Below are 23,640 nucleotides of genomic sequence, written 5' to 3'. Positions count from 1 at the left end.
CGACGCATGTCCGGTGCACCCCTGCTGAGCTGCACGGACAGCGGCCCGGACAGGGCCGGACAGTCCCGGACAGCGTTTCGCTTGGCTGAGCCGCGCCACCCCGTCGAGAGTTCTGCCATCCCAGCGAACTGCCGTGCGAACCACGGCTCTCGACCATGGAGTCAGCCATGCGCAAGCTCACTTCCCTCGCGGTCAGGGGCGCCGCAGTCACCCTGCTCGCCGGAACCGCGTTATCCGTCACGGGCGTCGGCAACGCCCAGGCCGCCTCACTGGGGGCGAACATCGCCGCCACCGCCAAGGGGCAGATAGGCGCCGGCCCCTGCGGCCTCAACAACAAGGGAAGCTACTGGGGCCGGGGCACCAAGCAGACGGGCAGCTGCGGCCCCCACCACACCGAAGCGCACGCCTGGTGCGCCGACTTCGTCGGCTGGGTGTGGTGGAAGAACGGCGTGGGCGGCAGGATGAACCAGCTCGACAACCTCGCCTCCAGCTTCACCAAGTACGGTTCCCTGCACGGTACTCCGAAGGTCGGCGACGCGATCCTTTACAACCTGGGCCCCGACGGCTACGGAAACGACCACGTGGCCATCGTGGTGGCCATCTCCGGCCAGAAGATCACCGTGGTGGGCGGCAACCAGGGCGTCCCTGGCAGTGTGAGCTCCCACACCTGGAAGTCCTACAAGGTGGGCACCCAGGTCAACGGCACCCAGAAGATCAGCGGTTACGTCACCCCGGTGGCCCGTTGACCCACGCCGGCGGCCCGCTGCCCTGCCCGGGGCGGCGGGCCGCCTGCCCGGCGGGCCCGCGTGGAGCGGGCGGTGTCACGACGTCACTGGCAGGAGGTCCACCAGGAAGCGCTGGCCGGGCAGATCGCCGCACGGCTGGGGGACGACCTCGGCTCCGGCGACCGTCTCACCGTCGAGGACGCCCAGGCAGTTTGCGGTGCGGGCGCTCCTCAGCCGGTAGCCCTCCGCCGTCGTGCCGAAACGTTCGATCCTGAAGAGCTGTGCGTCCCTGCCGGCACCGCAGTCGTCCTGCGGCTCCACCAACCCCTTGGCCGGACCGCTGTCGAGGACGGTCAGACAGCCCATTGCCTTGCTCGTGGGATGCTCCCACTTGATGGCGGCCAGGTCGTCTCCGACGGGCTGCAGGAACGTGCGCGGGCCGGGCTCCGCGCAGGGGCGCTGGACCGCGACCTCGGATCCGTACCGCCCGGAGCGCTCCTTGCCCGCCGTGAGGCACAGCTCCGGAGTCCGGGCAGGGCGGATGCGGGCCCAGCTCCCGGCGGAGGGTACGGAGAGGAGACCGGGAGGCCGGCTCGCGGTCGCACCCGTCGTGGGCGGGCGCAGGGTCGCCTGATCCCGGTTCAGCAGAACGCCCGCCGCGACGGCTCCGGTCAGGGCCACGGCGGCCACCACCACCAGCAGCACGGCTCTTCCCGGGATCCCGGCTCCCGAAGGCCGTACCTGCTGCTCGGCGCCGCCTCCGTCGCCGGGGTCCCGGCCGCCGTCACCTCCGGCGTCCGCGGCGGGGTCCGCTCTCGCCAGGCGCTCCCAGGCCTGCAACCACTCCGTCGATCCAGCCTCCTCCCCGCATGCGCGGACGAAGGCGGCGACCGTCTCGCGGCGGGGCAGGGTGCGTCTGCGCAGCAGGTCGGCGACGGTGCTGCGGGGCAGTACGTCACCCTGGGCCATCGCCCGGCTCTCCAACTGCCGCAGGGTCAGGCCGGAACGGGCCTTGAGCGCCCGCAGGGCCGCCATGAAGGCGTCGACGCTGCGTATGCCTGAGGGCTGTAACTCGGTCTCGTCCATCCGAACAGGAGTAGTGCACGGCGACGGCATCGGGCAACGGGTTCGTCGGCCCGTTGGAGGAAATCCCACCAGTACGTGCCCGCATCGCCGCGGCCGTAGGGACGGGGCTGCGGGACCGGGCCCCCGTCCGGGGTCAGCGCAGATGGGCCAGGCCCGGGTGCACGGCCGCATATCCGTCGAGCAGCCGGCGCGTCACGCTGACGGAGCCCACCAGCGGGTGCAGGGCGAAGGCCGTGACGGCGTCGGCCCGGGAGCCGCTCGCAGCGGCCCGGAGCACCGCCCGCTCGACCGCCTTGACGGAGGTGACGGCCCGGCACCCGGCAGACCTCGGCCTCCATCGAGGCCGGTATGCGGTGCGGCCTGGCCTGGCCTGGCCTGGCCTGGCCTGGCCTGGCTGGACCGGCCGACCGGCCCACCGGCCGGGCCGTCCGCCGCTATGAGCGATCAAAGCCGGGCGGGCTGATCCATGTCGACATCAAGAAACTCGGGAACGTCCCGACGGCGGCGGGTGGCGCGTTGTGGGCAGGGTGGCCGGTGACCGCAACCGCCAGGCCACCACCGACCAGCGCAAGAGCTCCACCCCGGTGGGTGAGGACCGAGGTGGCCTGCGGATCCCCCAAACAGGCGGGGACGATGACCGCCATGGCCCACAGCCACTGAGTGGACGGGCAAGGTGACGACAAGAGCGAGACCGTGAGGGCGACCGGGGCAAGCCTTACACCGCGGGGGTGCCGATGTTGCCGCAGCAGCTCAATCGCAGCACACCTGGATCGCCGGCCAAGGCGGCGGAGCAGCCCACCTCCCACGCGACCAGCGGCGCAGCTCCGAATGGGGCCGGCTGGTCGACGACCACCAGGACGGTCGTTGTGTCGATCACCTGCCGCCCTCTCAAGTCCGCGCTCAGACGATCAGATGCGGTCGTTATGCGCTATTTTCTGTCGTCTCCTTGCGCTCGGTTCCAGCTGGATCGACGGTGGGTTGAACGCTTACCGCAGCGCTTGGAGGCGCCATGAGGAAGCCCCGACGCACAGCGGCAATACCCGCGGTGGTGCTCTGCGCACTGCTCGCCCTTGGCGCCTGTAGTAGGGGCGGCGGCGGTACGGGTGGCACACCGGGCGGTGACAACGGGCCCGGCGCCTCGGGCGGCGGCGCCTCCGTCGACCAGAAGCAGATCTCCGACGTCCCGGCCGCATTGATCGGAAGTTGGAGCGGCGGCAGTTCCGATGGCTTCAAGTCTTCGGTGTACAGCTTCTACCCGGACGGCTCGTACAGGATGGACATCGGCAACGCGAGCATCACTGGCCGTTTCACGGTCGACGGGAACCAGCTCACGACCTACACCGAGGGGGGATCGGCGCAGATGTACCGGTGGGGGATCGGAGCCCAGGGGTACCTGTTCCTCAATGGTCAGAGCTACGTTCCGTTCAGCTGACCCGGTATGGAGGGACCGCTGGCTGCACGGAGCAGGCTGCCCCCATATGCCAACCCACGACCCGTCCGGGCCGCCTGGCAGTCGGCGGCGCAGACACGGCACGAACACCAAGTACCGGCGTCCGCCGCCGAAGATCGACAGCCTCCATGGACAGCGGGTCGGCCCCATGTGAGGTGGAAGGGCCATGTTCACCGGCGTGCGGGGCGTTGAGCTGGGCGGGCGCTGGAGAGCGGCGCGACGTTCTCGTGGGCAGGTGCATGTCTTCATCGCCTCTTCGGAAGTTGAAATCCTGTCAGAAGCCGATTGAGGTCACCGAAGCCAAGGCGGGGTGCGAGCATGCCGTCCCCGACATGGCATCGGTTCCCTCCAAGCGATGAGGAGGTGGAGCTGATCACCTCTTTGCACTCAGCGGTTCCGCACCGCCTCTGGCATCGCCCTCGGCGATGTCGCCGTCCTTTCGGTGCTTCTGGCCCGGCGAATCGCGCGCCGACGGCGCCGAGTGTTCCGCCCCGTCGGCCTCATCACCCTGCCTGGTGTCAGTGACATGAGCCAGGATGACATGCATGATCCAGACTCTTCCGCTGGCCCTCCCCGGCACGCTGGTGGACCACCACCAGCTCGACTTGACCCCGCTCTACTCCAAGGGCTGGGGTGTGCACTTCTTCGATGTCGCCGGCGCCCCGAACGGCGAGGTGTACGCGCTGTACGGCGTGTACCGCCACACCTACGGAGTCACCGACGACGAACGGGACCCCCGAAAGGCAAACTTCGGATACCGGGTCATCACCCGGTACTCCTCGGATGCCGAGGTCCTGGACACCGCACTGTTCCGTACCGGCGGTGCGGATGGAGGGGATTCGGCCGTTGCCGACGGCGGCGACATCAGCCTGTGCGTCCTGCCCGACGGCATGCTCGCCATCAGCGCGAAGCCGAACAACACCACTCTCGTCGCACCCGATCTGAGCCGGGTTTTGGCCCTCTACGACTCGAAGGACGGGCGCCCTTTCAAGCAGTTCACGCCGGCCGAGGGCGACCCCTTCGCCTGCTCCGTCAGTGTCACGCCCTCGGGTCGCCTCCTGTGCACCGTCGCCGAGTACGGCGTGTGGAGGTACGGCAACGTCCTGACCAACCTCATCGGCGTCGCCGACGGCGCGCTGACCGCCGATGCCAAGCCGGTGATCAACATACTGGCCTCTCTGGACCCCGAACCGGCCCATCAAAGCGAGATCGACCTGCGCGCCCACGCCACCCATCAAGGCGCCCCTGTCGGCATGACCAACCGGCCTCGTCCCGCGCTCACCGAACTGGTGGCGGGGGAGGACCGCCTTTCGAACTGGCACGACTCCCGCCTCGGCCGACCGGTACCGCTTTCCGACAGCCTCTTCGTCGTCCCGTTCCACGCCAAGACGTTCCGCGGGGGCAGCCGGGGCCAGCCCTTCGTCTTCGCCCTCGTCAACGAACAGGGCGAGATGACCGGACGTCTCCACGGCCTGCACGAGTGGCGCGACTCCCCCTTCACCGGCCACTGCTTCAACCTGGCCGCCGACGCGAACCGGGGCCACGCCTTCCACCTCAACCGCTACGGCCTCTACGCCTGGAACAAGGGGGGAGTGCTCCGTGCCAAGCTGGACACCGAGAACAAGACCTTCAAGCCGCTGACCCACTTCGTCCTCGGAACCTGCGCCCCCAACGGCGACCTGCTGCTTGTCCACACGAAGCAACACCTCATCCTGCGCATCCCCGCGCCCGACGACCTCGCCACCCTGGCGGCCGCGGTCGAGGACGCACTTCGCGCGTACACCCGCCAGCGCACCGCCTTGAAGAAGGAGTGGGGCCCTGTCAACTGGCACTGGACGCAGACATCCGCTCCGGTCCATTGGATTTGACCGGCCGCGCAGGGCAGGCCGGCTGTGGCTCACGGCACGAGGACGGTGACCGGCCTCATCCGAGTCCTCGGTGACAGGATGTGCCCTGACCTCTCGTGATCGCCTGGTTCGGCGTGATGGAGAGCGCAGCTCCCTTCCCCTGACGCGGGAAGCGCCACGGGCTGAGTCAGGGCAGGGGCAGGCCGGCTCGCCCCACACCCGGCTCAGCTGCGAGAAACCGCGTGAGGTTCCCGGTGTCACCGGCCCGAACAGCCGAAGCGGCCCGCCGGTACGGGCGGGCCTTCGTTCGAAGAGCCAGGGCTAGGCCGGGAACGGGCCGTACAGAAGGCTGTAGACCGTGTAGCTGCCGCTGACGTAGAGCTTGAACTGGTCGGAAACGAGGAACGCGGGCCCGGCTCCGTGGTCGAGCGAGCAGGTGTCCTGGTACCGGCCGTTCACGGGGGAGTGGATGGCGCAGTTCCAGGAATACCATCCTGCGGCCAGGTAGATGTGCCTGCTCGCGACCGTCTGGGGCCTCGCCGCCCACGAACGAGGACCAGTCGTACCAGCCTGCGGCCAGATAGATGCTCCGGCTCATGGGGGCGGACGCGCCGGCCGACGGCGAATCGGTCAGATACAGCGTCCGCGACAACTGCGCCGTACCGATGTCGGTGGCGCTCGACGGCGCGATGCTCACCGCCAACGTGGCGACCGCAGCGACGAGGACCGTGGTTTTGTCCTGCACGCGGTGGACCAAGCCGAGGTTTCAGACGGCACACTTCGGCTCGGCTCGGCCACGCGCGCTACGGAATGCGAGATCGGAAAGGCGGCCAGCGGGGACTGGTGGGGGCCGGGTCCTCTGCCAGACCTTCCGGCGCGCGGTCCGATCGGCGGCCGCGCTCGCCGACGGCGGCGTCGACTTCCGCGAACAGCTGAAGCGCCGTCAACTCCCGGCACCCCCCGACCGGAGCCCGGCACCCCCCACTCATCGACGGCCACCACACTGGGCATCCCCAGCGCGGAAGTCGACCCCCCCGCACCCGTGTCACGCGCCACCGCGCATTGTGGGGCCGTAGCCGGGAGTCGTGGAGACCAGCCGTCCGCCCGAAGCCGAAGGCGACGCCCACCGCTGCGCGGGACGGGATCCGGCCGGCGACGAGCCGGTGTGCGGCCCAGATACAGGAGTCGGGTGGCGACGAGACCGAGGCAGACACCGGGAGCAAAACACCCGCGGACACCCGTCCCGTGTCGATCGACACCACGGCGCCGACGCGAGGACGACGGCCGGCACCGCGGCCGGGCCCGTCATGGACGGCAGGTGTGCGGGCACGTTCGCTCCCCACGACTGACTGTGGAATGAATTTCCCTGGTAGGGTAACTCCATGGAAATCGGATCCGTGGCGCGGGGCGGGCTCGCCGCTCACATCCGGGCGCACCTGTCCGAGCTGCGTGACACCGAGGTACGCGTGGCACAAGTCGTTCTCGACAAGGGTGCGGAGTTGGTGCACCTCAGCGTCAGCGATGTCGCGGCCCTGGCCGGCACCGCGCCGTCCTCCGTCGTACGGGCCTGCCAGCGGCTGGGGTTCCGCGGGTACCAGGAGCTGAAGATCGCCGCCGCCCGGCAGGCACCCGCCCAGGCCCCCTCGCGGGACCGGGACCCGGCCGCCCGCGCCCTGGCCGACACGGTCCGCGCCGCTCGGGAGGCGCTGGACGGGGTGGCGACGACGGTGACCCCGGAGCGGCTGAGCACGGCGGCCGGACTGATCGACGCGGCCACCCGCGTGCTCGTGGTCGGCGCGGGACTCTCCGGCGCGGTCGCGCTGGACACCGCCTACCGGCTGCGCGCACTGGGCTGCGCGGTCGACGCGCCGGCCGACCCGCTGACCGCCCAACTGGCCGCCTCGCAGCTGACGTCCGACGGAGTCTGCCTGGCCATCAGCCATACGGGCGCCACGCGCAGCACGGTGGACGCCGCCCGGGGCGCGCGGCGGGCCGGGGCCCGGGTCGTCGCCCTGACGAGCTACGCCCGCTCACCGCTGAGCGAGTCCAGCGACTGCACGCTGGTCGCGGGCGGCCAGGACCTGGTGTTCGGACTCGAAACCGTCGCCAGCAGGCTGGCCCACCTCACCGTGATCGACGCCCTCACCCTCACCCTGCTGGGACGGCGCGGGGCGCCGGCCGAAGCGGCGCTGCGGCTGTCGGCCGACGTCACGGTCGACCACTCGTACTGACGGCCGCCCACGGCGACCAGAGGCGACGCATCGGCCGGCGACGAACGCCGAACGGATAGTGGATGGGCTCGGGCTCCTCGAAGGTGACGCCTCGGTCCCGGAGAACCTTGAACTCCTGCGTCAGGTCGTCGGACTCAAGGAAGACCGGCCCGACCATGCCCGGGCCGCCGTCGACCGTCGGCCCCTGACCCGGGTGACCGGGCCACAGGATGATCTCGACCGCGGAATCGCTCGGCGCGACCGTCAGGAAGCGCCCGTCCGGCCCCGGGTAGTCGACACGCTTCTCCAGTCCGAGCCGTTCCGTGTAGAACTCCAAGGCCCGGTCCAGATCGGTTGGGCGGCGGCGCGGACATCGACCCGTATGGCGTCCGGTAGGCCGTCGGATCGCGGGTAGGCGCCGCTCATGACACCCATGGAAACCCTCGCGGCCGAAGCCCAGGCCTCGCTCCTCCTCATGCTCGTCGGAGTGCTCCTTGTGGTCCTCCTGATCGGAGCCTTCTGGTACGGCAGTCGACGCAGGCGCCGCGCCCCGGCTCGGCCGGCCGAGCAGAACCCCGCGGTGCAGCGCCGCGAGGACTCCTGGCAGACCCCCCAGGAGCGTGCTCGCACCCAGGAGGGCGGGCAGCACCCGCGCCCGTAAGTCCCGTGAGTGTGCTGGTCCCGCTGACCGCAGGACTCACTGCAACGTGGGCGGGGGCACCGCGCGGTGCGTACACGGCTTGACTCTCCAGTCACTGGAGACCGGAGACTGAGGGCCATGAACGGCACGACGTCCCTGCACTCGATCGGCAGCCTGTCGACCCGTACCGGTGTGCCGGTACGAACGATCCGGTTCTACTCGGACATCGGACTGCTGCCGCCGACCCATCGCACCCCGGCCGGCTACCGCAGCTACGACAACGCGGCCCTCGAACGGCTCCAGACCATCTGCGTGCTGCGAGAGCTGGACGTCGATCTCGCCACCATCCGCCGCATCCTCGGCGGCGCCCTCAGCGTCGCCGAGGTCGCCGCCGCGCATGCCGCCGCCACCGAGGTCCAGATCCGCGCCCTGCGCCTGCGCGGGAGCATCCTGCGTTACCTCGCCCGACGCGGCTCCAGCCCCGAGGAGATGTCTCTCGTGCACCAGCTCACCCGCCTCACGTCCGATGAACGACGACGCCTGGTGGCGGACTTCATCGCCGGCCTCACCGCCGACACACCCTCAGCCCGCAGCGCGGCCGCCGCCCTGCGCACGGCCGTCCCCGACCTCCCCGACGACCCGTCCGACGCGCAGCTCGCTGCCTGGCTGGAGATCGCCGAACTCATGGCCGACGACGGCTTCCGCGCGCGCATGGCGCACGCGGCGCTTCCCCCGGCCGACGAGGACGCCCTGCCGGACACCGCTCCCGAGACGGCGGCGGAGCTCGTGTGCTTCGCCAGGGAGGCGGTTGCCTCCGCCAGGGAGGCAGGCACCGATCCGGAGGGGGACGAGGCCGTCGCGGTCGTCGACAGCGTCGTGGCCCGCTTCGCCGCCGTGCTCGGCCGCCCGGTCGGCCCCGAGCTACGAGAGTGGATGGCGCGGCAGTTCGAGGACGGGTACGACCCGCTCGTGGAGCGCTACTGGCGCCTGGTCTGGACCGTCAACGACTGGCAGGTGGTCCCCGGACACCTCCCCTTCCAGCCCTGGATCATCAAGGCCCTGCGCCGCCCCCGGCCGGACCGTGGTTAGCGGGCGGGGCCGGCCGACCGGCCGGTGGGCCCCACGCGCCCTCCCGCGGCGCCGGCCTGGAGGGGCGCTCCGGTGCCGCGAGTACGGGGTCTGCCTGGCCGGGGAAGTGGACCCGTTCGGGGCGTTGCCGACCGGGTGCCGGGGCAGACGCGCGGTGAGAGGGCACGGATCTCGATGCCCCCGCGGTAGCCGGGCGGGCCCGAGACCGCCGGCTCCCGCGTCACCACCCGAACGCAAGGGAGAGAAGTCGTGTCGCAGGTCAAGGAGTCGATCGAGGTCAACGTGCCGGTGCGTACGGCGTATGACCAGTGGACGCAGTTCGAGTCGTTCCCGCAGTTCATGGACGGTGTGGAGCGTATCGAGCAGCGCACGGACACGCTCACGCACTGGGTGACGAAGATCGGCGGTATCGAGCGCGAGTTCGATGCGGAGATCACCGAGCAGGTCCCCGACACCAAGGTCGCCTGGGTGACGGTGGGAGGTGAGAGCGAGCAGTCCGGCCTGGTCACCTTCCAGCCCATCGACCCCTCCCACACGCAGGTCACGCTCATGATGGACTACGACCCCGAGGGAATGGCCGAGAGCATCGGTGACAAGCTCGGGTTCGTCGACCGGCAGGTCAAGGGAGACCTGAAGCGGTTCAAGCACTTCATCGAGGACCGGGGCGCCGCCACCGGAGGATGGCGCGGTCAGGTCTGACCCCCCTCTTCCACTCGCCCTCCCCGGGCAGCCGGGACGGCAGGCGGCCGCCGCGCGGACCCCACCGCGTGGCGGCCGCCTGCCGTCCCGCGCACACCGCCCCGCGGGCCGTCGGCAGCCGAGGGCCAGGTGTCAGCCGGCCAGGGCGACGAGCCGCTGGTAGTCCAGCTGGTCCGTCCCCGTGGCCCTGAGGCGGACGTGCACGTCGGAGAGGAACTCCTCCAAGGCGGCATAGCCGGCCGCGTACGTCGCTTCCTGTCCGCCGGCGGCAGGAGGCATCCACCAGATCAGCAGCCGCTCGTGGCGGCGTGCGCCTTCGTGGGTGGCGAAGGACAGCTCGTGGACCACCAGACGCGGCGCGTCCGCGGGCAGCGCCTGGATCAGCTCGTCATGCGTCAGGTTCGCCTCCACCTCCGGCACCAGGACGCCCGGAGCGTCCCCGTAGCGGAGGATCACGGTGTTGACCTCCCGCGTTTCCTTCACGTGGTGGAGGGCATCACGGCATGCCTCCGAAAGACCGACCGGGCTGCTCACGGTTCTCTCTTCTCGATCGGGGCCGTCACACGCGGCACAACGGTGCAGAGCCTGCTGAGGATGCGCTGTCCTGAAAACGCGGCACACACCCTCGGCGCGGCCCCGGGTGCCGGCCGGTCAGGCCAGTTCGATCACGACCTTGATGTCGCCCTCCTGCGCGGTGAACGCCTCTCCCGCGCGCTCCAGCGGCACCCGCCTGGTGATCAACCGTTCCAGCCAGGATCGTTCCGCTTGCGCCAGCGCGTCGGCGGCGTGGCGGTAGTGGCGCAGGTTGGCGTTGACCGACCCCACCACCACATCGTTCTCCAGCACCAGTTCGCGGTTGATGGTCCCCGCGTCCACCGACAGTTTCCGTCCTTGGGGTGACACGCCGGTCAGGCAGACGATCCCGTACTTCGCAGTCCCCGCCATCGCGCCGAAGACCACGGCTCCCGCACCGGTCGCCTCGATCACCACATCAGGCTGGATGGCGGAGGTGACCTGGTCCACGTCCTCGCTGTGGTACGTCGCCCCCAGGTCGGCGACCAGGCCGGGCTTCGGCCCGGACGTCACCCGGTCCAGGACGTGCACCTCCAGACCGCGTTGTACGCCGAGCAGAGCGGCCAGCAGACCGATCGGCCCTGCCCCGGTGACCAGCACCCGCCGCGGCTCGAACCAGGACCGGCCACCGACCCGCACCACCTGCTCCCACGCCTTGGCCACCACGCTGGTCGGCTCCAGGAGCACCCCTACCCGCTCCAGGCCGGGATCCACCCCGACCGCGTAGTCGCACTCCACCGACCAGGACTGGCTGGCGTAACCGTGACGCTCCTTGATGCCCCGCTCGGTGTAGCGGCCGTTGCGGCACATGTCGAACTCACCCCGTGCGCAGGCCCCGCAGGGCTCGGGATCCGGGCGGCGTACCACGCCCACGACGAGATCCCCGGCCTCGAAACCGCTGCCCGCCGGGGCCTCGCGCACCCTTCCCAGCGACTCATGGCCGATGACCAGCCGGTCCTCGCCAGGAGGGGCCCACCCGTACTCGCCGGCGACGATCTCCTTGTCCGTACCGCAGACACCGACCGCCAGCCCGTCGACCAGCAGCTCGTGCTCGCCGCGCACCGGGTCGGGAACGTCGCACACCTCAAGGCTTCGGGCGGTTGCGGGATGGACGGTGAGGGCACGCATCGGCTTCTCCCGGCAGTTGTGCTGTGGCCGACTGCACGCAGTCGCGGCATCGACGGAGGGACCCCGCCACGACGCCGCCGGCTCGGCGACCGCGCCGAACACGACCAGCAGAACGGGCTCGTGCGTCTTTGCTGCGGAGCCCCTACCCCGTTGCAGGACCAACCCTGTGGCCGATGCCCCGGTCAGCCGATGGATTGGGCCGACTGGCCGACACGTCGGGTGAATCCGTCCTCCATGCTGTTGTAGGTGGCCGGGATGTCCTGCGGGCAACCGCCGACGAGGACCGCCGAACCCGCAGCCGGCCGGTCGGCCTTGATCGATTGGCTGAAGCACGGACGGCGGAGGATTCTCGACAGTGAAGAAAGAAGGTGGGTGGGTTTACGTGAATCGGATGGTGTCCTTGTGTACCGCCGGGGGTGCCATGGTTGTGGTCGTACTGACCGGCGTCGTGAACCCGCAGGCATACGCGACCGGCGACGACCGCGAGAAACGCAGCGCAGAAGTTCTCCAGAAGCTGGTGCCTTCCCCCGACGGCCCGGGCTGTGCGGCAGCGGTCGGCACGCGGGGTAACGTCGTCTGGGAGGCGGGCAGAGGGAAAGCCGATGTGGCGACCGGGCGTGCCATTACCTCGAAGACGGTCTTCGACATGGCCTCCAATTCGAAGCAGTTCACTGCGGACGCCATTCTCCTGCTGGCCGGGCAGCATCGCCTCGCACTGAATGACCCTCTGTCAGAGTATCTCGACAACGCGCCCGGCTGGACACGGCGCGTCACGCTGGCCGACCTGATGCATCACACCAGTGGCATTCCCGATTACGGGGATCTGCTGGAGGCCAAGGGAGTCAAGATGACCGACCCGGCCGGCCAGCAGGACGCGATGACTGCCATCCTCGCCTCCCAGCCGGACCAGGCGCCCGGTCAGCGTTTCTCCTATTCCAACTCCAATTACGTTCTTCTGGCCCATGTCGTCGAAAAGGTCACCGGTAAGCCGTTCGCGACGTTCATCCAGCAGGAGTTCTTCACCCCGTTGAACCTGCGCATGACGGTTTCCCCGGCAGCGGAAGTTCCCGGCAAGGCGCTGTCCTACGACGAGAAGGGCGGCTCCTCCACCCCCAACTCATCCCCGTGGAAACAGTACGGAGACGGAGCCGTCCAAACCACCCCCGGTGAACTCGTCCGCTGGGCGGACAATTACCGCACCGGCCGCATCGGCGGCTCGCACCTGCTCGACGGGGTCACGCGGGGCGCGGTCAGCACGGGCGACACCTTGCGTCGGCGCGGCATCGAAAACGGTCGCTATGGGGCCGGAATCGTGCTTCTTCCCGACAAGAGCCTCGTGCACCGCGGCGACTGGGAGGGATTCCACAGCACTTTCAAGGTGAGCCCCGACCGCAACACCGCAGTCACCGTCGTGTGCAACTCTGACTCACCCGACAGTTTTCGAGCGGCACAACAGCTGCTGGACATATGGACCAAATGACGGCCGGGCCGGGTCACCAAACGCCTTTCCCGCTGGACGCCTGGATCAGAAAGCGGGGTGTGGGCCGAGGTCCTCAAGGATCTGCTGGAAGGGTCTGCGCGCAGGGCCACAGCGGCATCGCGGTTCCGGCGGCGCAGGGGTTGAAGCGCATGGCGCGTTCGGCTTCGCGGGCCCGGGTGGCGTGGCCGCGGATCGGGGCACCGCCGCAGTACTGGGCGCCGATCCCGGCGCTGCCCGGGACAAGCGGCGCGAGCAGGATCGTCACGGCCGCCCTGCTCCGGTCTCCCAGAGGCGGCGGACGGCGTAGGCATCAGTGAGGTGCTGGCGAAGGACAGCAGGGACGAGGTCGGGGCCTGGACGTTCAGGGGGCCGCCGGCCCGCAGGAGCATTCCGGCGCCCAGGCCCAGGGCCACGACCAGGGCGAGCGCGTCACGACCGTTCACGTCGCCCAGGGCGGAGGGGCGTAACTCATGATCTTGCCCGGCGTTGGCTACTCGGGGCCGCACCGTTGTGACGTCGCAGATCGGTGGGGCCTTGAGAGACATGGACCGACACGATCCGTGCCCGCCCCGGGCCAGAAGAATGCTTGAGGTCATTTGCCATGCACTACGTCACCAAGAAGATCGCTGCGGGCATCGGAACGGCAGCTGCGGCTCTCGCGTGTGTCATCGCCGCCGGCCCGCCCGCGGCGGCCTCCGGCAAGTGGTGCAACAACTCGGTCTGCATCGAGACGTACGACGACGGCACCTACCTGGGCAGGGTGGAGGTGTCGGTCACCAACACCAACCAGCCGAACCGCATCAGCGCCCGCGTGTGGACCACCAACGGCTGGAGTGCCAACACGAAGGTCGAGGACGTCGCCAAGTTCAGGACCTACCGGGACCAGGCCTACCCGCAACGGCACTTCCCCGCGGGCACCCGGCTCTGCGCGGAAGGCTTCCGCGGGGGTGCCAGCGTGGGTCTGCCCTGCGTCACCATCACCGGCTGAACCCCGCCGGGGGAGCGGGCTGCTCCGGACCCGCCGCGAGGCCCTGGACCAGGACCGTTCCCCCGAGCTCGGGGTGGCCGCCCTGCCGCTCCCGTACGGCTTGGTTCCCGACGGGGAGGCCACCCGGAATGCCTCCGGAATACCTCGATCGCGTCCCCGGTTCCCATGTATAGTTGAACCATAAACAATCTTGGGAAGGGTAGCCATGCAGTTCGGGATCTTCACCGTCGGTGACGTCACGGCCGATCCGACGACCGGACGCACGCCGGGTGAGCGCGAGCGGATCAAGGCGATGCTCGCCATCGCGCAGAAGGCCGAGGAGGTGGGCCTCGACGTCTTCGCCACCGGCGAGCACCACAACCCGCCGTTCGTTCCTTCCTCGCCGACGACCATGCTCGGCTACATCGCCGCGCGCACCGAGAACCTGATCCTCTCCACGTCGACGACCCTGATCACCACCAACGACCCGGTGAAGATCGCCGAGGACTTCGCGATGCTTCAGCACATCGCGGACGGCCGCGTCGACGTGATGATGGGCCGCGGCAACACCGGTCCGGTGTACCCCTGGTTCGGCAAGGACATCCGCGACGGCATCGACCTCGCCATCGAGAACTACGCACTGCTGCGCCGCCTGTGGGACGAGGACGTCGTCAGCTGGAAGGGCAAGCACCGCACGCCGCTGCAGTCCTTCACCTCGACCCCGCGCCCGCTGGACGGCGTCGCCCCCTTCGTGTGGCACGGCTCCATCCGCTCGCCGGAGATCGCCGAGCAGGCCGCGTACTACGGCGACGGCTTCTTCCACAACAACATCTTCTGGCCGGCCTCCCACACCAAGCAGATGGTGAACCTCTACCGGCAGCGCTACGCCCACTACGGTCACGGCACCCCGGAGCAGGCCATCGTCGGACTCGGCGGCCAGGTGTTCATGCGCAAGAACTCGCAGGACGCGGTACGCGAGTTCCGACCGTACTTCGACAACGCACCGGTGTACGGCCACGGCCCGTCCCTGGAGGAGTTCACCTCCCAGACACCGCTGACCGTCGGCTCGCCGCAGCAGGTCATCGAGCGGACCCTGTCCTTCCGGGAATACGCCGGCGACTACCAGCGCCAACTCTTCCTGATGGACCACGCGGGCCTTCCTCTCAAGACCGTCCTGGAGCAGCTCGACCTGCTCGGCGAGGAGGTCGTCCCGGTGCTGCGCAAGGAGTTCGCCAACCTGCGCCCGGTCGGCGTGCCGGACGCCCCGACGCACGCGGCCCGCGTGGCGGCGGCCCAGCAGGCACCGAAGGAGGAGACGCAGGCATGAAGCTCGTTGTCGTATCGGCGGGACTGAGCTCACCCTCCTCGACCCGCCTGCTCGCCGACCGCCTCGCGGCCGCCACCCTCGGCCACGTGGACGCCGAGTCCGAGGTGATCGAACTGAGGGACCTCGCGACGGAGATCGCCCAGCACTTCGTCACCGGCTTCCCGCCCGCCCGGCTGGCCACCGCGCTCGACGCGGTGGCGGCCGCGGACGGCCTGATCGCCGTGACGCCGGTGTTCGCGGCGTCGTACAGCGGTCTGTTCAAGTCGTTCTTCGACGTCATCGACAAGGACGCCCTCACCGGGAAGCCGGTGCTCCTCGGCGCGACCGGCGGCACCGCCCGGCACTCCCTGGTCACCGAACACGCCCTGCGCCCGTTGTTCACGTACCTGCGCGCGCTCGTCCTGCCGACCGCGGTGTACGCGGCCTCGGAGGACTGGGGCGAGGAAGGGCTGGAGCGGCGGATCGCCCGTGCGGGCGCGGAGCTGGCGCGATTCATGGCGCCTGCTCCCCGGGCCGCCGCCCCCGACGTCGACACTGCCGCCGCGATCGCTCCCCGTTCGCTGACCGGAGCGATCACGTCGGTGGACCCGGCGGACGGCTTCGAGGTGGTCCCGTTCGAACAGCGACTGGCGGCGCTGCGGGCCGAGTAGCCGCAGCCTGACGGAGTCCGCCCGGCCGGGACGGTTCAGGTGCTCAGGTCTGGCATTGCTTCGTGGACGCGGGAGACCATCCGCTCCATGCAGCGCCGTCGGCCCGGGCGTGCACACGGACCTCGACCTTCACCCCGGGGCCGCACACGCGGGTCGTGCTACCCACTTCGACGGGGCCGATGGCCTCGCCGGCCCGTACGTAGGCGCGGCCGCTGCCCACCTTCTCCCAGTGGCCACCGCTCACCACCCGGAAGAACGCCTCGTACGAGACGTTCAGCCCTCTTGTTCCGGTGTTGCGCGCCTTGATGTACGCCGTGATCTCGCGAGTGGGGAACTCCCCGACCGATCCGCGCTGAGCACTGATGCAGCCGTTGACGGCCACACGGCCGGTCGACGTCCCTCCGCCGCAAGCGACCGCTGCGGCATGGGCGTTGGCGGGGATGGTCAGCACTGCCAGGGCGGCTGCGCCCAGGAGCATTCCGGCACGCCTCGATCGCAACGTTCCACACCCTTCTCCGAGCCCGTCTTCTCCGACCAGACCACGGCTCGCCCCGGAACACGACGTTCTCGGCGGGGAATTCGCCCGAATGGCCGCACGGCACGCCCAGCCGGCGGGTCTGCGTCGGCCGAGCCGCGTGCCGACGGCTGGTGGCCAGCGCGCAAGCCGGCGCACGCCTGGACGCGGTACGCCGGATTCCGGTGGCTAGGCTCTTCTCTTCACCACCATCGGCCTTGATCGCTTGATTGCTTGATCGCAGGGGGGACACACCAGTGCGCAATGCCGTTGTGACGCCCGAGGGTGACCGGATCCGCTGGGTGGAGCTGCCGGGGGAGGACCCCTCCCGCGTGTACGTACACGGCCTGGGCGCCACCTCGCCGGCCTACTTCGCCGCGGTCGCGGTCCATCCCCTGCTGGCCGGCCGTCGCTCCCTGCTGGTCGACCTGCTCGGGCACGGCCTCAGCGACCGGCCGACCGGCTTCGACTACACCCTGGAGGCGCACGCCGACGCCCTCGCGCACGCCCTGACCGGCGCGGGGGTCCGGGACGCGGAGCTGATCGCGCACAGTATGGGCGGCTCGGTGGCCATCGTCATGGCGGCCCGCCACCCGCAGCTGGTCTCGCGCCTGGTCCTGGTCGACGCGAACCTCGACCCGCTCCCGCCCCGGCCCGGCTCCGGTGGCAGCAGTGGCATCGCCGCCTACTCGGAGCAGGAGTTCCTGACGGGCGGCTGGGAGGAGGTCCGCGACCGGTCCGGCGACCACTGGTGGGCCACCATGCGGCTGGCCGGCCGGGAGGCCCTGCACCGCAGTGCGGTCCACCTGACGCGCGGCAGCGTTCCGACCATGCGCGAACTCCTGCTGGACCTGGAGATCCCCCGCACGTACCTGCTGCCCGAGGCGGACGGACCGCTGCCGGGCACCGAAGCACTCACCGCGGCGGGGGTCGACGTGGTGGCGGTCCCGGACTGCGGCCACAACATCATGCTGGACAACCCGGAAGCCTTCGCCCGTGCCACGGCCGCCGCCCTGGCGGCGCCCCGCGGCCGCGCCGCTCACGGGGCGGCCTGACCTGCACGATCTCAGCGCCAGTCGTCGATCACGTAGGCGTCCGGGTGGCTGTAACCAGGTTCGTTGGGTTTGTGCATGGTCACGCCTTGCAGCCAGGTACGGAAACCGCGGTCGATCATGCGCTGGTAGGCATCCTGGCGGGCCAGGTTCATTCCGGCGTCCAGCTGCCCCAGCCCCTTCTCGGTGGCCAGCTGCTCGCACGCATCCAGCAGTCGTTCGAACCGGTCCGCGGCGCCCGGGCCAGGGCGTACGGCGCCGAATTTGACGAAGCACACGTCCTCACCGGCCTCCGAGCCCGCTCCGCAGTGGCAGACAGCCAGACCGTCGAGACCGGAGTCGGCGCCCTCCAGGAGGATGGTGTCACCGAGCCCCTGCGCCTGTGTGGCCATGATCTCGCGCTCCAGGCTCAGGCCCTCGTACACGGCCCCCGTCAGTGCGTGAGCGAGGCTCAGTGCGTCGGGCCGCTCAGCGGCGGTCAGCTCGCCGTACAAGACCCGGCCGGGGACTGCGGTACTGACGGTGACCTGTTTCTTCATGACGGCCGTAAGGAATCGGGGCCAGAAACCGTACCGGCGGTAGAGCTCAAGGTGCTTGGGACTGTGCGAGAAGGTGAACAGGCCGAGGTGGCGGTTCTGCCAGGTGTCGAAGCAGGCCATCACCGGCTCCATGAGGCGCCTGCCGATGCCCTGGTCCCAGAGCTCCGGACGTACGGTCAGCGGGCCGAAGAACCCGACGCTGCCCCAGTTGGCGGCGAAGTTCGATCCGACGACCTCGTCCTCGACGGTCGCTGCGAAGGCCGCGTGTGGATCTGCCGCCCAGCGGGTGCGGACATAGTCGGCGGTCCCGAAGAACGTCTCCGGCTCAGGAAACCCGAGGAAGGTCCCGAAAGCGACCCTGAAGATCTCGTCGGCCCGATCCAGATCCGGCTCACCCAGCGGGCGGACCGACACCGAGGCGGCGACACTCGTTGGCTTCGCTGCGGGCATGATCGCTCTCCTTTCCGCCCCGGTTCCATCGCACCACGGACGTGCGCCGCGGGCGAAGCGACGGGTCCGGCGGTACCTCAAGGAACGAGCGACCGCGTTCCCGGACGACCGGGCGGCCGTCTGTCTGACCAATGAACATCCGGCTGGGTGCGTGCGCCTAGGATTCCTTCGTCAGGAGCATCTCGTCGCACTCGTCGGGATCCCCCAGCACGTTGTGCAGCTGAGGCCGCTGCTTGGTTCCCGTGACGTGCAGCGGCATGCCCTTGCTCCCCCCGTCCTGCAGTTCGAGGTTCACATGAACCTCCATCCAGTCCTTGTCGAACGGGTCCCGCTCCAGCTTCCAGGTGCCCTTTCCCGTTGTCCGGAGCGTGGGATAAGTGGTCACGTTGCTCACCGAGTTGTAGGCGGGGTCGTCCATCCAGCCGGCGACGGACAGGGTCCCGTCCTCTGACAGGGTCAGCTCGCCCTTGGGGCGACCGGTGTAGGTTCCGACCACGTCGGCTGCCGCCACCTCCTGCAACGGTTTGCCCTCGCAGCCGAGATAGACCTCGGACAGTGCGCAGGAGTTCAGGCCGGCCCCTGCAGCCAGGGTCAAGGCCAGCGGTAGGGCCCATCTGGGCCTCCTGCCGAATACCGCGGTCTCAAACGGACGAAGCGTCACCTGTTGCCCCCTTGTCATGGCGGTCCTGACCGAGTGGGCCGACACCGCGCTGTATTGAACGCGTTCAACATAGCGGTGCTCTGGGCTCACCTGGGCAGAGGGGATGCCCTTCCGGCGGACTTGAACACGTTCAAGTGGTGTGCCAGCATGATTGCGAAGGCTGCGCATCGATCTGAATCCAGCCTCAGGCCGACACCACAGCGGTCGGCAAGACGTGAGGGGGCATGCCATGATCCTGTTGCTTGCGATGCTGCTCGTAGTTCTGGCTCTCGCCATCGCGGCGCCCTTCGCCGCCGCCTGGGCTGCCGCCGAGCTGACCCGCCGGCTTCCCGGAGGTGCCCGCATCGGCATCACCGTGCTCGCGGTGGCGGTGTCCTTGTGGTGGTTGGCGGTCCCTTCTCTCCGGTGGGCGGCGTTCGGGGCCGTGCTGTCCTGGATCGCCGTCGCCATGGCGACCGTCGAAGCCGTGGGGCGGCGGCGGGCCCGCCGCCCCGTCATGCCCCCGGAGTGGTACCAGGCGCGGACCCAAGGGCCCTCCGCTCCGACTCGGTGACGCGGGTGGCGCCGTCCAGGGGTCTGCCCGCCTCCGTGCGCAGCTCAGGCCTCCGCCGCGGTCCCGTTCTGCGGCAGCAGAGTCGGCATCCCCTCCACCAGCACCACGACGCCGACCACCTCACCGGCCGCGCAACGGCCCACCCACACGGGGTAGGTGCCGTCCCCGGTCGTCGCGAAGGCCACCAGCTCGGCGCCGGAGGCCTGGTCCCGGGTGCGCAGCATGTACATGGAGTCGCTGATGTCCTCGGCCGCGTCGGGATCTCCCTGGATCAGCCCCTTCTCGTAGAGCGCGAGGAGCGGCCCCCACGCTCCCGCGTCGGCGAAGCAGCCGGTGGCACCGTCGGTGGCGAAGCCGGATATCTGGTGGTCGATGAACAGCCGGAGGTCGTCGCCCGGTCTGCGGGCCATCTCCCAGGACGCGGCAGGGGTCTCGCTGACGAGCAGGCGGACGGCCGTGGTGTCCGTACGCGTGACCCGGTCGCCCTCCCACTCGCAGTGGTAACTGTGGCGGACCTGCGCCTCCTCAAGTACGTACTCTCCCGGCGGGACGGGAACCGTGATGTGCGGACCCTCGCCGCGGTCGATGTCCGGCCCGGAGACGGCCAGCAGTCCGCTCGGCACGCGCAAGGTGCCGACCCGGCGCGGCTCCACGACGGTCATCTCGGGGTGGTACCCGTCGGTCACCCGCACGCCGGGCCTGAACAGCTCGTTGATCGGCCCGGGCTGCGCGGGGCGCGGCGGACGCCAGCAGGTGGCGGGGGCATCGCCGTCACCGGGTTCGGCCGCCCCGGCCACCTCGGCCACCTCGAAGGCCGGCGGCTCCGTGAGCCCGTGGAACTGGGCCGAGAGCAACGGCCACTCCCCGAACGCGGGCCGGTCCATCCAGCGCTCGTCCTCGCGAAGGGTCGGGGTGGTGACGTACGAGCCCCCGAGCTCGCCACGGCGCTCCTCCTTCCGACGGCCCCTCCCGTCCGGGAAAAGGTCCACGGTGATCTTCGGGCACTCCTTGGCGAACTCCGCCATGTCAGGGCCGGTGTAGAACCAGCCGACGGAGTAGCGGCGCAGCAGTCTCGCCGGGTCGTCCAGCAGCCGCATGTCCAGGTCGTAGGTACGGCGGCCCTGCGCGTCGTACACCCAGAGGCCGACGTAGTGGTCCTGCCAGGAGACGAGCCGGACCTCCAGCGGAGCCTCGCGGCCCTCCATCCGGTACACCACGACGTACGGAAGCCCGGCGGCATCCCGCTCCCGCGCCTCCTCGGCGGACATCGGCCGCCAGGACGCACGGGCCTCCAGGTCCCACGCCTGCGCGTACCCCACCTCGACGACCATTGCCGCTCTCCGTTCCGTGCCGGCTCCTCAGCCGTGCCCTGAACCGAAAGGTAGCCGTCACCTGTGACAACGGCCCTGCGGGGTGGCTGTGCCGCCCGGTGGTTCAGGGGGTCGGGTGGCGTGCACGGCCTCCGCCGAGTGAACCCTGCGGCGGGTGGTCATGCTCCTAGCCCGCGCTGATGGCCGTCACGTGCGTGCTGCCGTCGCGCAGGGCGGTGATGCGGACCTGGCCTGCGGGGAAGGGGTCCCTCCCGTTCGGGCCGGGTATCTGCGCGAACGGCGTCCAGGAGGCGTCCGGCTTCCTGACGTTGTGCCAGATCCGCCCGTCCAGCCCGACCGCCACGACCTGCGCGGAGCCGTCCGGCGTCCCCGTGATGCCGATGGCACTGGCCCCCATGGTGGCCGTGGAGACCCCCCGCAGTGGCCGGAAACCGGTCCAAGAGCCGTCGGGCCGCCGCTGCTGGTGGTAGACCATCCCGTCGAGCCCGATCGCGAGGACCTGGGAGGAGCCATCGGGCAGGCCGGTGATCGCCAGCGCCGGACCGGAGAACGACGGAGCCCCGTTGAAGCCGGCCAGGCGCCCCCATGCGGTCCACGCACCGTCCCGCCCGCGGACGCAGTGGTACATGGCACCGTCCGTACCGTAACTGAGCAGCTGGGCGGACCCGTCGGGCATGGCGGCGATCGACACCTTCGTCGCTCCCCAGCCGCTCTTCGCCGTGAAGCCCGGCACGGCCCGGAATCCGGGCAGCCCCCCGTCGGCGCGGCGCTGTTGGTGCAAGGTGGTGCCGTCCATGGCCGTCACCGCGATCTGGCACGTGCCGTCGGGGAAGGCGGCCACGTCCGCCTCCCGGACGGTGAACTCGGCCGAGCCGTCCGGACCCGCCACGCGCTGCCAGGGCTGGAGGGTGGCCGAGCCCCGTACGGTGGTCAGCCACAGACCGTTGTCGGGCGCGATCCCCAAGATCACCACCGAGCCGTCCGCCATGCCGGCCGCGGCGCTCTGGATCCCTGCGAACGAAGCGGCACCGGCGGCACCGGGCAGCGGACGCATGCTGCTCCACGTCCCGTCGGGACGGCGCTCGGTGTGGAACAGTGCGCGCCGCTCGACGTCGTACGGGGGCAGCTGAGCCGAGTAGAACCACACCGGGTTGGTGATGGCGACGAGTTGGTCCAGAGTCGTGGAGGCCGGCTTGGGCCGTCGTACCTCGGCCCGCGCGAACAGGGAGGCCTTGCCCCAGCCGCGCCAGCGCAGTTGGCCCGTGCCGCTGCCGTCGATGCAGGTCGCGGCCATGATGCCCCACTCGGTGTACAGCGTGGCGATGCTGTCCGGCGCGCCCTTCACGTCCAGCGTCACGTCGACGGTGTCGAAGAAGGACAGGGGCAGTTCCTCGCCGGGGCCCGCGACCGCGGAGCCGGTGCGGGCGGTGAAGCCGACGGTCACGGCCGAGGATTCGACGGCGTACGACCGGCCCAGGCGCAGCGCGTCCAGCACGGCGGACGTGGACAGGCTCGTGGCGTGGACCACGTTGTGGGGCCGGCCCACCGCGTCCGCCGGGCTGTGGGCGTCGCTGTTGCCGACCGCGGCGACCCGCTTGCCGAGGCAGAGCATGACGTGCCAGGCGGCGATGTTGGCGGCGTCGTCCAGGGTCCACGGCCCGTTCCACACCTCCAGCGCGTCCACCCGGTCGAGGCCGAACTCCCAGAAGGATCCCGCTGCCGGAGTGAGCGGGTGGGCGGCGATCGCCAGCCCGCCGAGGCTGTGCACGCGCCGGGCATGGCTGTCGAACGCTCCCTGGTCCGCGGGGCCGTAGCGCCAGTCCACCCACTCGCCCTGGGGCAGACCGACGGCCAGCCAGTGCCCGTGGCGCGTGGTGACCTCCTCGGCGTTGATGACGAGCAGGTCGGTCGGGACGTTGCCGTGCCAGGTCACCCCGGTGGAACTGGTGTTGTGGTCGGACGTGGCGATGAAGTGCAGCCCTTCTTGGCGGGCGGCGGCGACGATCTCGTCCACCGTGCGCTTCCCGTCGGAGTGCACGCTGTGCAGGTGCAGGTCGCCCCGGTACCAGCCGGGCCCGCGTCCCGCCACGGCGCCCGGCAGGATGTCGTACGGGGTCCGCGGCAGCGGGTCTCCGAAGTGCAGGGTGACGTCGACCTGCCAGGCCATGCCTCCGCTGGCAGCCACCATCGGCCCCAGGATCACGGACCAGCCGCCGGGCTCGACGGGCCCGGGCACGTAGCCGGGGGTGGCGTCCACCGCGGAGAGGGTGAACCCGGCCCGTTCGCCGCCCGACCAGCCGCGGAAACCGGACGGACCGAAAATGCCGAGGTCCAGGACGCCCGCGGCGATGTCGTGGGTGGTGGCAACGGAGATCCGCTGTACTCCGGCGGGGACGTCGAAGGGGACGTACGCCCACTGGTCGTTGCCGTACGGGGAGCGGCCCGGGTAGGTGGTCGTCATCGTGCCGGTGCCCTGGCCCCTGGTCGCGGCGTGCGCGATCGGCGCGGGAACCAGGGCGGCTGCTCCGCCGGCGGCCAGCAGGGCCCCTAATCGGAGCAGGGACCTGCGCTCGACGCCCGGGCCGGCGACGGTGGTCGGTTCGTGGTGGCTCGGCACAGTCGTGCTCTCCGTTCACATGAGGTGGCAGGGAAGACGTACGGGTGCACGG

General features: G+C 70.3%; 25 protein-coding genes and 2 pseudogenes. 15 read left to right on the top strand and 12 right to left on the bottom strand.

What is annotated here, in order from left to right:
• Window positions 1-167: 167 nt before the first annotated feature.
• Complete coding sequence (locus ABZ128_RS27690; protein ID WP_356851644.1) at window positions 168-746, top strand: CHAP domain-containing protein; 579 nt, start codon at window positions 168-170, stop codon at window positions 744-746.
• Between the two features lie 75 nt (window positions 747-821).
• Here the strand turns inward: ABZ128_RS27690 and ABZ128_RS27685 are convergent, their stop codons facing one another.
• Window positions 822-1,811, bottom strand: coding sequence for a helix-turn-helix domain-containing protein (locus tag ABZ128_RS27685; RefSeq protein ID WP_356851642.1), 990 nt, complete (start codon window positions 1,809-1,811; stop codon window positions 822-824).
• 133 nt (window positions 1,812-1,944) lie between these two features.
• Window positions 1,945-2,118, bottom strand: a pseudogene (locus tag ABZ128_RS27680) (6-phospho-beta-glucosidase); the annotation flags it as partial.
• Window positions 2,119-2,216: 98 nt separating this feature from the next.
• Here ABZ128_RS27680 and ABZ128_RS27675 point away from each other — a divergent pair.
• From ABZ128_RS27675 to ABZ128_RS27660, 4 genes and pseudogenes are all read left to right on the top strand, one after another.
• Window positions 2,217-2,359 (top strand): annotated as a pseudogene (locus tag ABZ128_RS27675) (IS481 family transposase); the annotation flags it as partial.
• A gap of 461 nt (window positions 2,360-2,820) precedes the next feature.
• Window positions 2,821-3,243 (top strand): hypothetical protein, encoded by a 423-nt coding sequence (locus ABZ128_RS27670; RefSeq protein ID WP_356851640.1) that lies wholly within the window; start codon window positions 2,821-2,823, stop codon window positions 3,241-3,243.
• Between the two features lie 184 nt (window positions 3,244-3,427).
• Complete coding sequence (locus ABZ128_RS27665; protein ID WP_356851639.1) at window positions 3,428-3,550, top strand: hypothetical protein; 123 nt, start codon at window positions 3,428-3,430, stop codon at window positions 3,548-3,550.
• A gap of 256 nt (window positions 3,551-3,806) precedes the next feature.
• Window positions 3,807-5,129, top strand: coding sequence for a hypothetical protein (locus ABZ128_RS27660; RefSeq protein ID WP_356851637.1), 1,323 nt, complete (start codon window positions 3,807-3,809; stop codon window positions 5,127-5,129).
• Between the two features lie 300 nt (window positions 5,130-5,429).
• On the opposite strand, the gene ABZ128_RS27655 is transcribed toward ABZ128_RS27660, so the two are convergent.
• Window positions 5,430-5,567, bottom strand: a complete 138-nt coding sequence (locus tag ABZ128_RS27655) for a hypothetical protein (RefSeq protein WP_356851636.1) — start codon at window positions 5,565-5,567, stop codon at window positions 5,430-5,432.
• 923 nt (window positions 5,568-6,490) lie between these two features.
• Here ABZ128_RS27655 and ABZ128_RS27650 point away from each other — a divergent pair.
• Window positions 6,491-7,339 carry a MurR/RpiR family transcriptional regulator gene (locus tag ABZ128_RS27650; RefSeq protein WP_356851634.1) on the top strand — a complete coding sequence of 283 codons (849 nt, stop codon included), beginning with the start codon at window positions 6,491-6,493 and terminating at the stop codon, window positions 7,337-7,339.
• Here ABZ128_RS27650 and ABZ128_RS27645 read toward each other — a convergent pair.
• Window positions 7,317-7,667: a VOC family protein gene (locus ABZ128_RS27645; RefSeq protein ID WP_356851691.1), complete on the bottom strand. Its 351-nt coding sequence runs from the start codon at window positions 7,665-7,667 to the stop codon at window positions 7,317-7,319. The genes ABZ128_RS27650 and ABZ128_RS27645 overlap by 23 nt on opposite strands.
• Before the next feature lie 75 nt (window positions 7,668-7,742).
• On the opposite strand from ABZ128_RS27645, the gene ABZ128_RS27640 reads away from it, so the two are divergent.
• The 3 genes from ABZ128_RS27640 to ABZ128_RS27630 all read left to right on the top strand — a co-directional run bounded on the left by ABZ128_RS27640 (window position 7,743) and on the right by ABZ128_RS27630 (window position 9,746).
• Window positions 7,743-7,979, top strand: coding sequence for a DUF6479 family protein (locus tag ABZ128_RS27640; protein ID WP_356851633.1), 237 nt, complete (start codon window positions 7,743-7,745; stop codon window positions 7,977-7,979).
• Between the two features lie 117 nt (window positions 7,980-8,096).
• Window positions 8,097-9,047: a MerR family transcriptional regulator gene (locus ABZ128_RS27635; RefSeq protein WP_356851631.1), complete on the top strand. Its 951-nt coding sequence runs from the start codon at window positions 8,097-8,099 to the stop codon at window positions 9,045-9,047.
• A gap of 249 nt (window positions 9,048-9,296) precedes the next feature.
• Window positions 9,297-9,746 carry an SRPBCC family protein gene (locus tag ABZ128_RS27630; protein WP_356851629.1) on the top strand — a complete coding sequence of 150 codons (450 nt, stop codon included), beginning with the start codon at window positions 9,297-9,299 and terminating at the stop codon, window positions 9,744-9,746.
• Window positions 9,747-9,878: 132 nt separating this feature from the next.
• On the opposite strand, the gene ABZ128_RS27625 is transcribed toward ABZ128_RS27630, so the two are convergent.
• Both ABZ128_RS27625 and ABZ128_RS27620 read right to left on the bottom strand, forming a co-directional pair.
• Window positions 9,879-10,280, bottom strand: a complete 402-nt coding sequence (locus tag ABZ128_RS27625; RefSeq protein WP_356851627.1) for a cofilin family protein — start codon at window positions 10,278-10,280, stop codon at window positions 9,879-9,881.
• A gap of 117 nt (window positions 10,281-10,397) precedes the next feature.
• Window positions 10,398-11,447 (bottom strand): glucose 1-dehydrogenase, encoded by a 1,050-nt coding sequence (locus tag ABZ128_RS27620; RefSeq protein WP_356851625.1) that lies wholly within the window; start codon window positions 11,445-11,447, stop codon window positions 10,398-10,400.
• Window positions 11,448-11,874: 427 nt separating this feature from the next.
• Between ABZ128_RS27620 and ABZ128_RS27615 the strand changes: the two genes are divergently transcribed.
• Window positions 11,875-12,927: a serine hydrolase domain-containing protein gene (locus ABZ128_RS27615; protein WP_356851624.1), complete on the top strand. Its 1,053-nt coding sequence runs from the start codon at window positions 11,875-11,877 to the stop codon at window positions 12,925-12,927.
• A gap of 73 nt (window positions 12,928-13,000) precedes the next feature.
• Here the strand turns inward: ABZ128_RS27615 and ABZ128_RS27610 are convergent, their stop codons facing one another.
• The gene (locus tag ABZ128_RS27610; RefSeq protein WP_356851623.1) at window positions 13,001-13,192 is read right to left on the bottom strand and encodes a hypothetical protein; all 192 of its coding nucleotides are present in this window, start codon (window positions 13,190-13,192) and stop codon (window positions 13,001-13,003) included.
• A gap of 336 nt (window positions 13,193-13,528) precedes the next feature.
• Here ABZ128_RS27610 and ABZ128_RS27605 point away from each other — a divergent pair, with 336 nt between their 5' ends.
• The 3 genes from ABZ128_RS27605 to ABZ128_RS27595 all read left to right on the top strand — a co-directional run bounded on the left by ABZ128_RS27605 (window position 13,529) and on the right by ABZ128_RS27595 (window position 15,871).
• Complete coding sequence (locus ABZ128_RS27605; protein WP_356851621.1) at window positions 13,529-13,915, top strand: hypothetical protein; 387 nt, start codon at window positions 13,529-13,531, stop codon at window positions 13,913-13,915.
• Window positions 13,916-14,120: 205 nt separating this feature from the next.
• A complete protein-coding gene (locus ABZ128_RS27600; RefSeq protein ID WP_356851620.1) occupies window positions 14,121-15,221 on the top strand; it encodes an LLM class flavin-dependent oxidoreductase in 1,101 nt (366 codons plus the stop codon).
• A complete protein-coding gene (locus tag ABZ128_RS27595) occupies window positions 15,218-15,871 on the top strand; it encodes a CE1759 family FMN reductase (protein ID WP_356851619.1) in 654 nt (217 codons plus the stop codon). Before ABZ128_RS27600 ends, ABZ128_RS27595 begins: the two co-directional genes overlap by 4 nt.
• Before the next feature lie 43 nt (window positions 15,872-15,914).
• Here ABZ128_RS27595 and ABZ128_RS27590 read toward each other — a convergent pair whose 3' ends face one another.
• Window positions 15,915-16,349 (bottom strand): hypothetical protein, encoded by a 435-nt coding sequence (locus ABZ128_RS27590; protein WP_356851618.1) that lies wholly within the window; start codon window positions 16,347-16,349, stop codon window positions 15,915-15,917.
• A 293-nt stretch (window positions 16,350-16,642) separates the two neighbouring features.
• On the opposite strand from ABZ128_RS27590, the gene ABZ128_RS27585 reads away from it, so the two are divergent.
• Window positions 16,643-17,440, top strand: coding sequence for an alpha/beta hydrolase (locus ABZ128_RS27585; RefSeq protein WP_356851616.1), 798 nt, complete (start codon window positions 16,643-16,645; stop codon window positions 17,438-17,440).
• Window positions 17,441-17,451: 11 nt separating this feature from the next.
• Here the strand turns inward: ABZ128_RS27585 and ABZ128_RS27580 are convergent, their stop codons facing one another.
• Both ABZ128_RS27580 and ABZ128_RS27575 read right to left on the bottom strand, forming a co-directional pair.
• Window positions 17,452-18,426, bottom strand: coding sequence for a GNAT family N-acetyltransferase (locus tag ABZ128_RS27580; protein ID WP_356851614.1), 975 nt, complete (start codon window positions 18,424-18,426; stop codon window positions 17,452-17,454).
• A gap of 157 nt (window positions 18,427-18,583) precedes the next feature.
• Window positions 18,584-19,021 carry a hypothetical protein gene (locus ABZ128_RS27575; RefSeq protein ID WP_356851613.1) on the bottom strand — a complete coding sequence of 146 codons (438 nt, stop codon included), beginning with the start codon at window positions 19,019-19,021 and terminating at the stop codon, window positions 18,584-18,586.
• Between the two features lie 295 nt (window positions 19,022-19,316).
• Between ABZ128_RS27575 and ABZ128_RS27570 the strand changes: the two genes are divergently transcribed.
• A complete protein-coding gene (locus ABZ128_RS27570) occupies window positions 19,317-19,640 on the top strand; it encodes a hypothetical protein (protein ID WP_356851612.1) in 324 nt (107 codons plus the stop codon).
• A 44-nt stretch (window positions 19,641-19,684) separates the two neighbouring features.
• On the opposite strand, the gene ABZ128_RS27565 is transcribed toward ABZ128_RS27570, so the two are convergent.
• Both ABZ128_RS27565 and ABZ128_RS27560 read right to left on the bottom strand, forming a co-directional pair.
• Window positions 19,685-20,971 carry a DUF4241 domain-containing protein gene (locus tag ABZ128_RS27565; protein WP_356851610.1) on the bottom strand — a complete coding sequence of 429 codons (1,287 nt, stop codon included), beginning with the start codon at window positions 20,969-20,971 and terminating at the stop codon, window positions 19,685-19,687.
• 166 nt (window positions 20,972-21,137) lie between these two features.
• Window positions 21,138-23,588, bottom strand: a complete 2,451-nt coding sequence (locus tag ABZ128_RS27560; RefSeq protein ID WP_356851609.1) for a CehA/McbA family metallohydrolase — start codon at window positions 23,586-23,588, stop codon at window positions 21,138-21,140.
• Window positions 23,589-23,640 lie beyond the last annotated feature (52 nt).

The sequence above is a fragment of the Streptomyces sp. NPDC006326 genome, assembly GCF_040612915.1.
In the GTDB taxonomy this organism is placed as follows: Bacteria; Actinomycetota; Actinomycetes; order Streptomycetales; family Streptomycetaceae; genus Streptomyces.
Note: the sequence above shows the minus strand (reverse complement) of the source record. Positions and strands in the feature narration are given on the sequence as shown.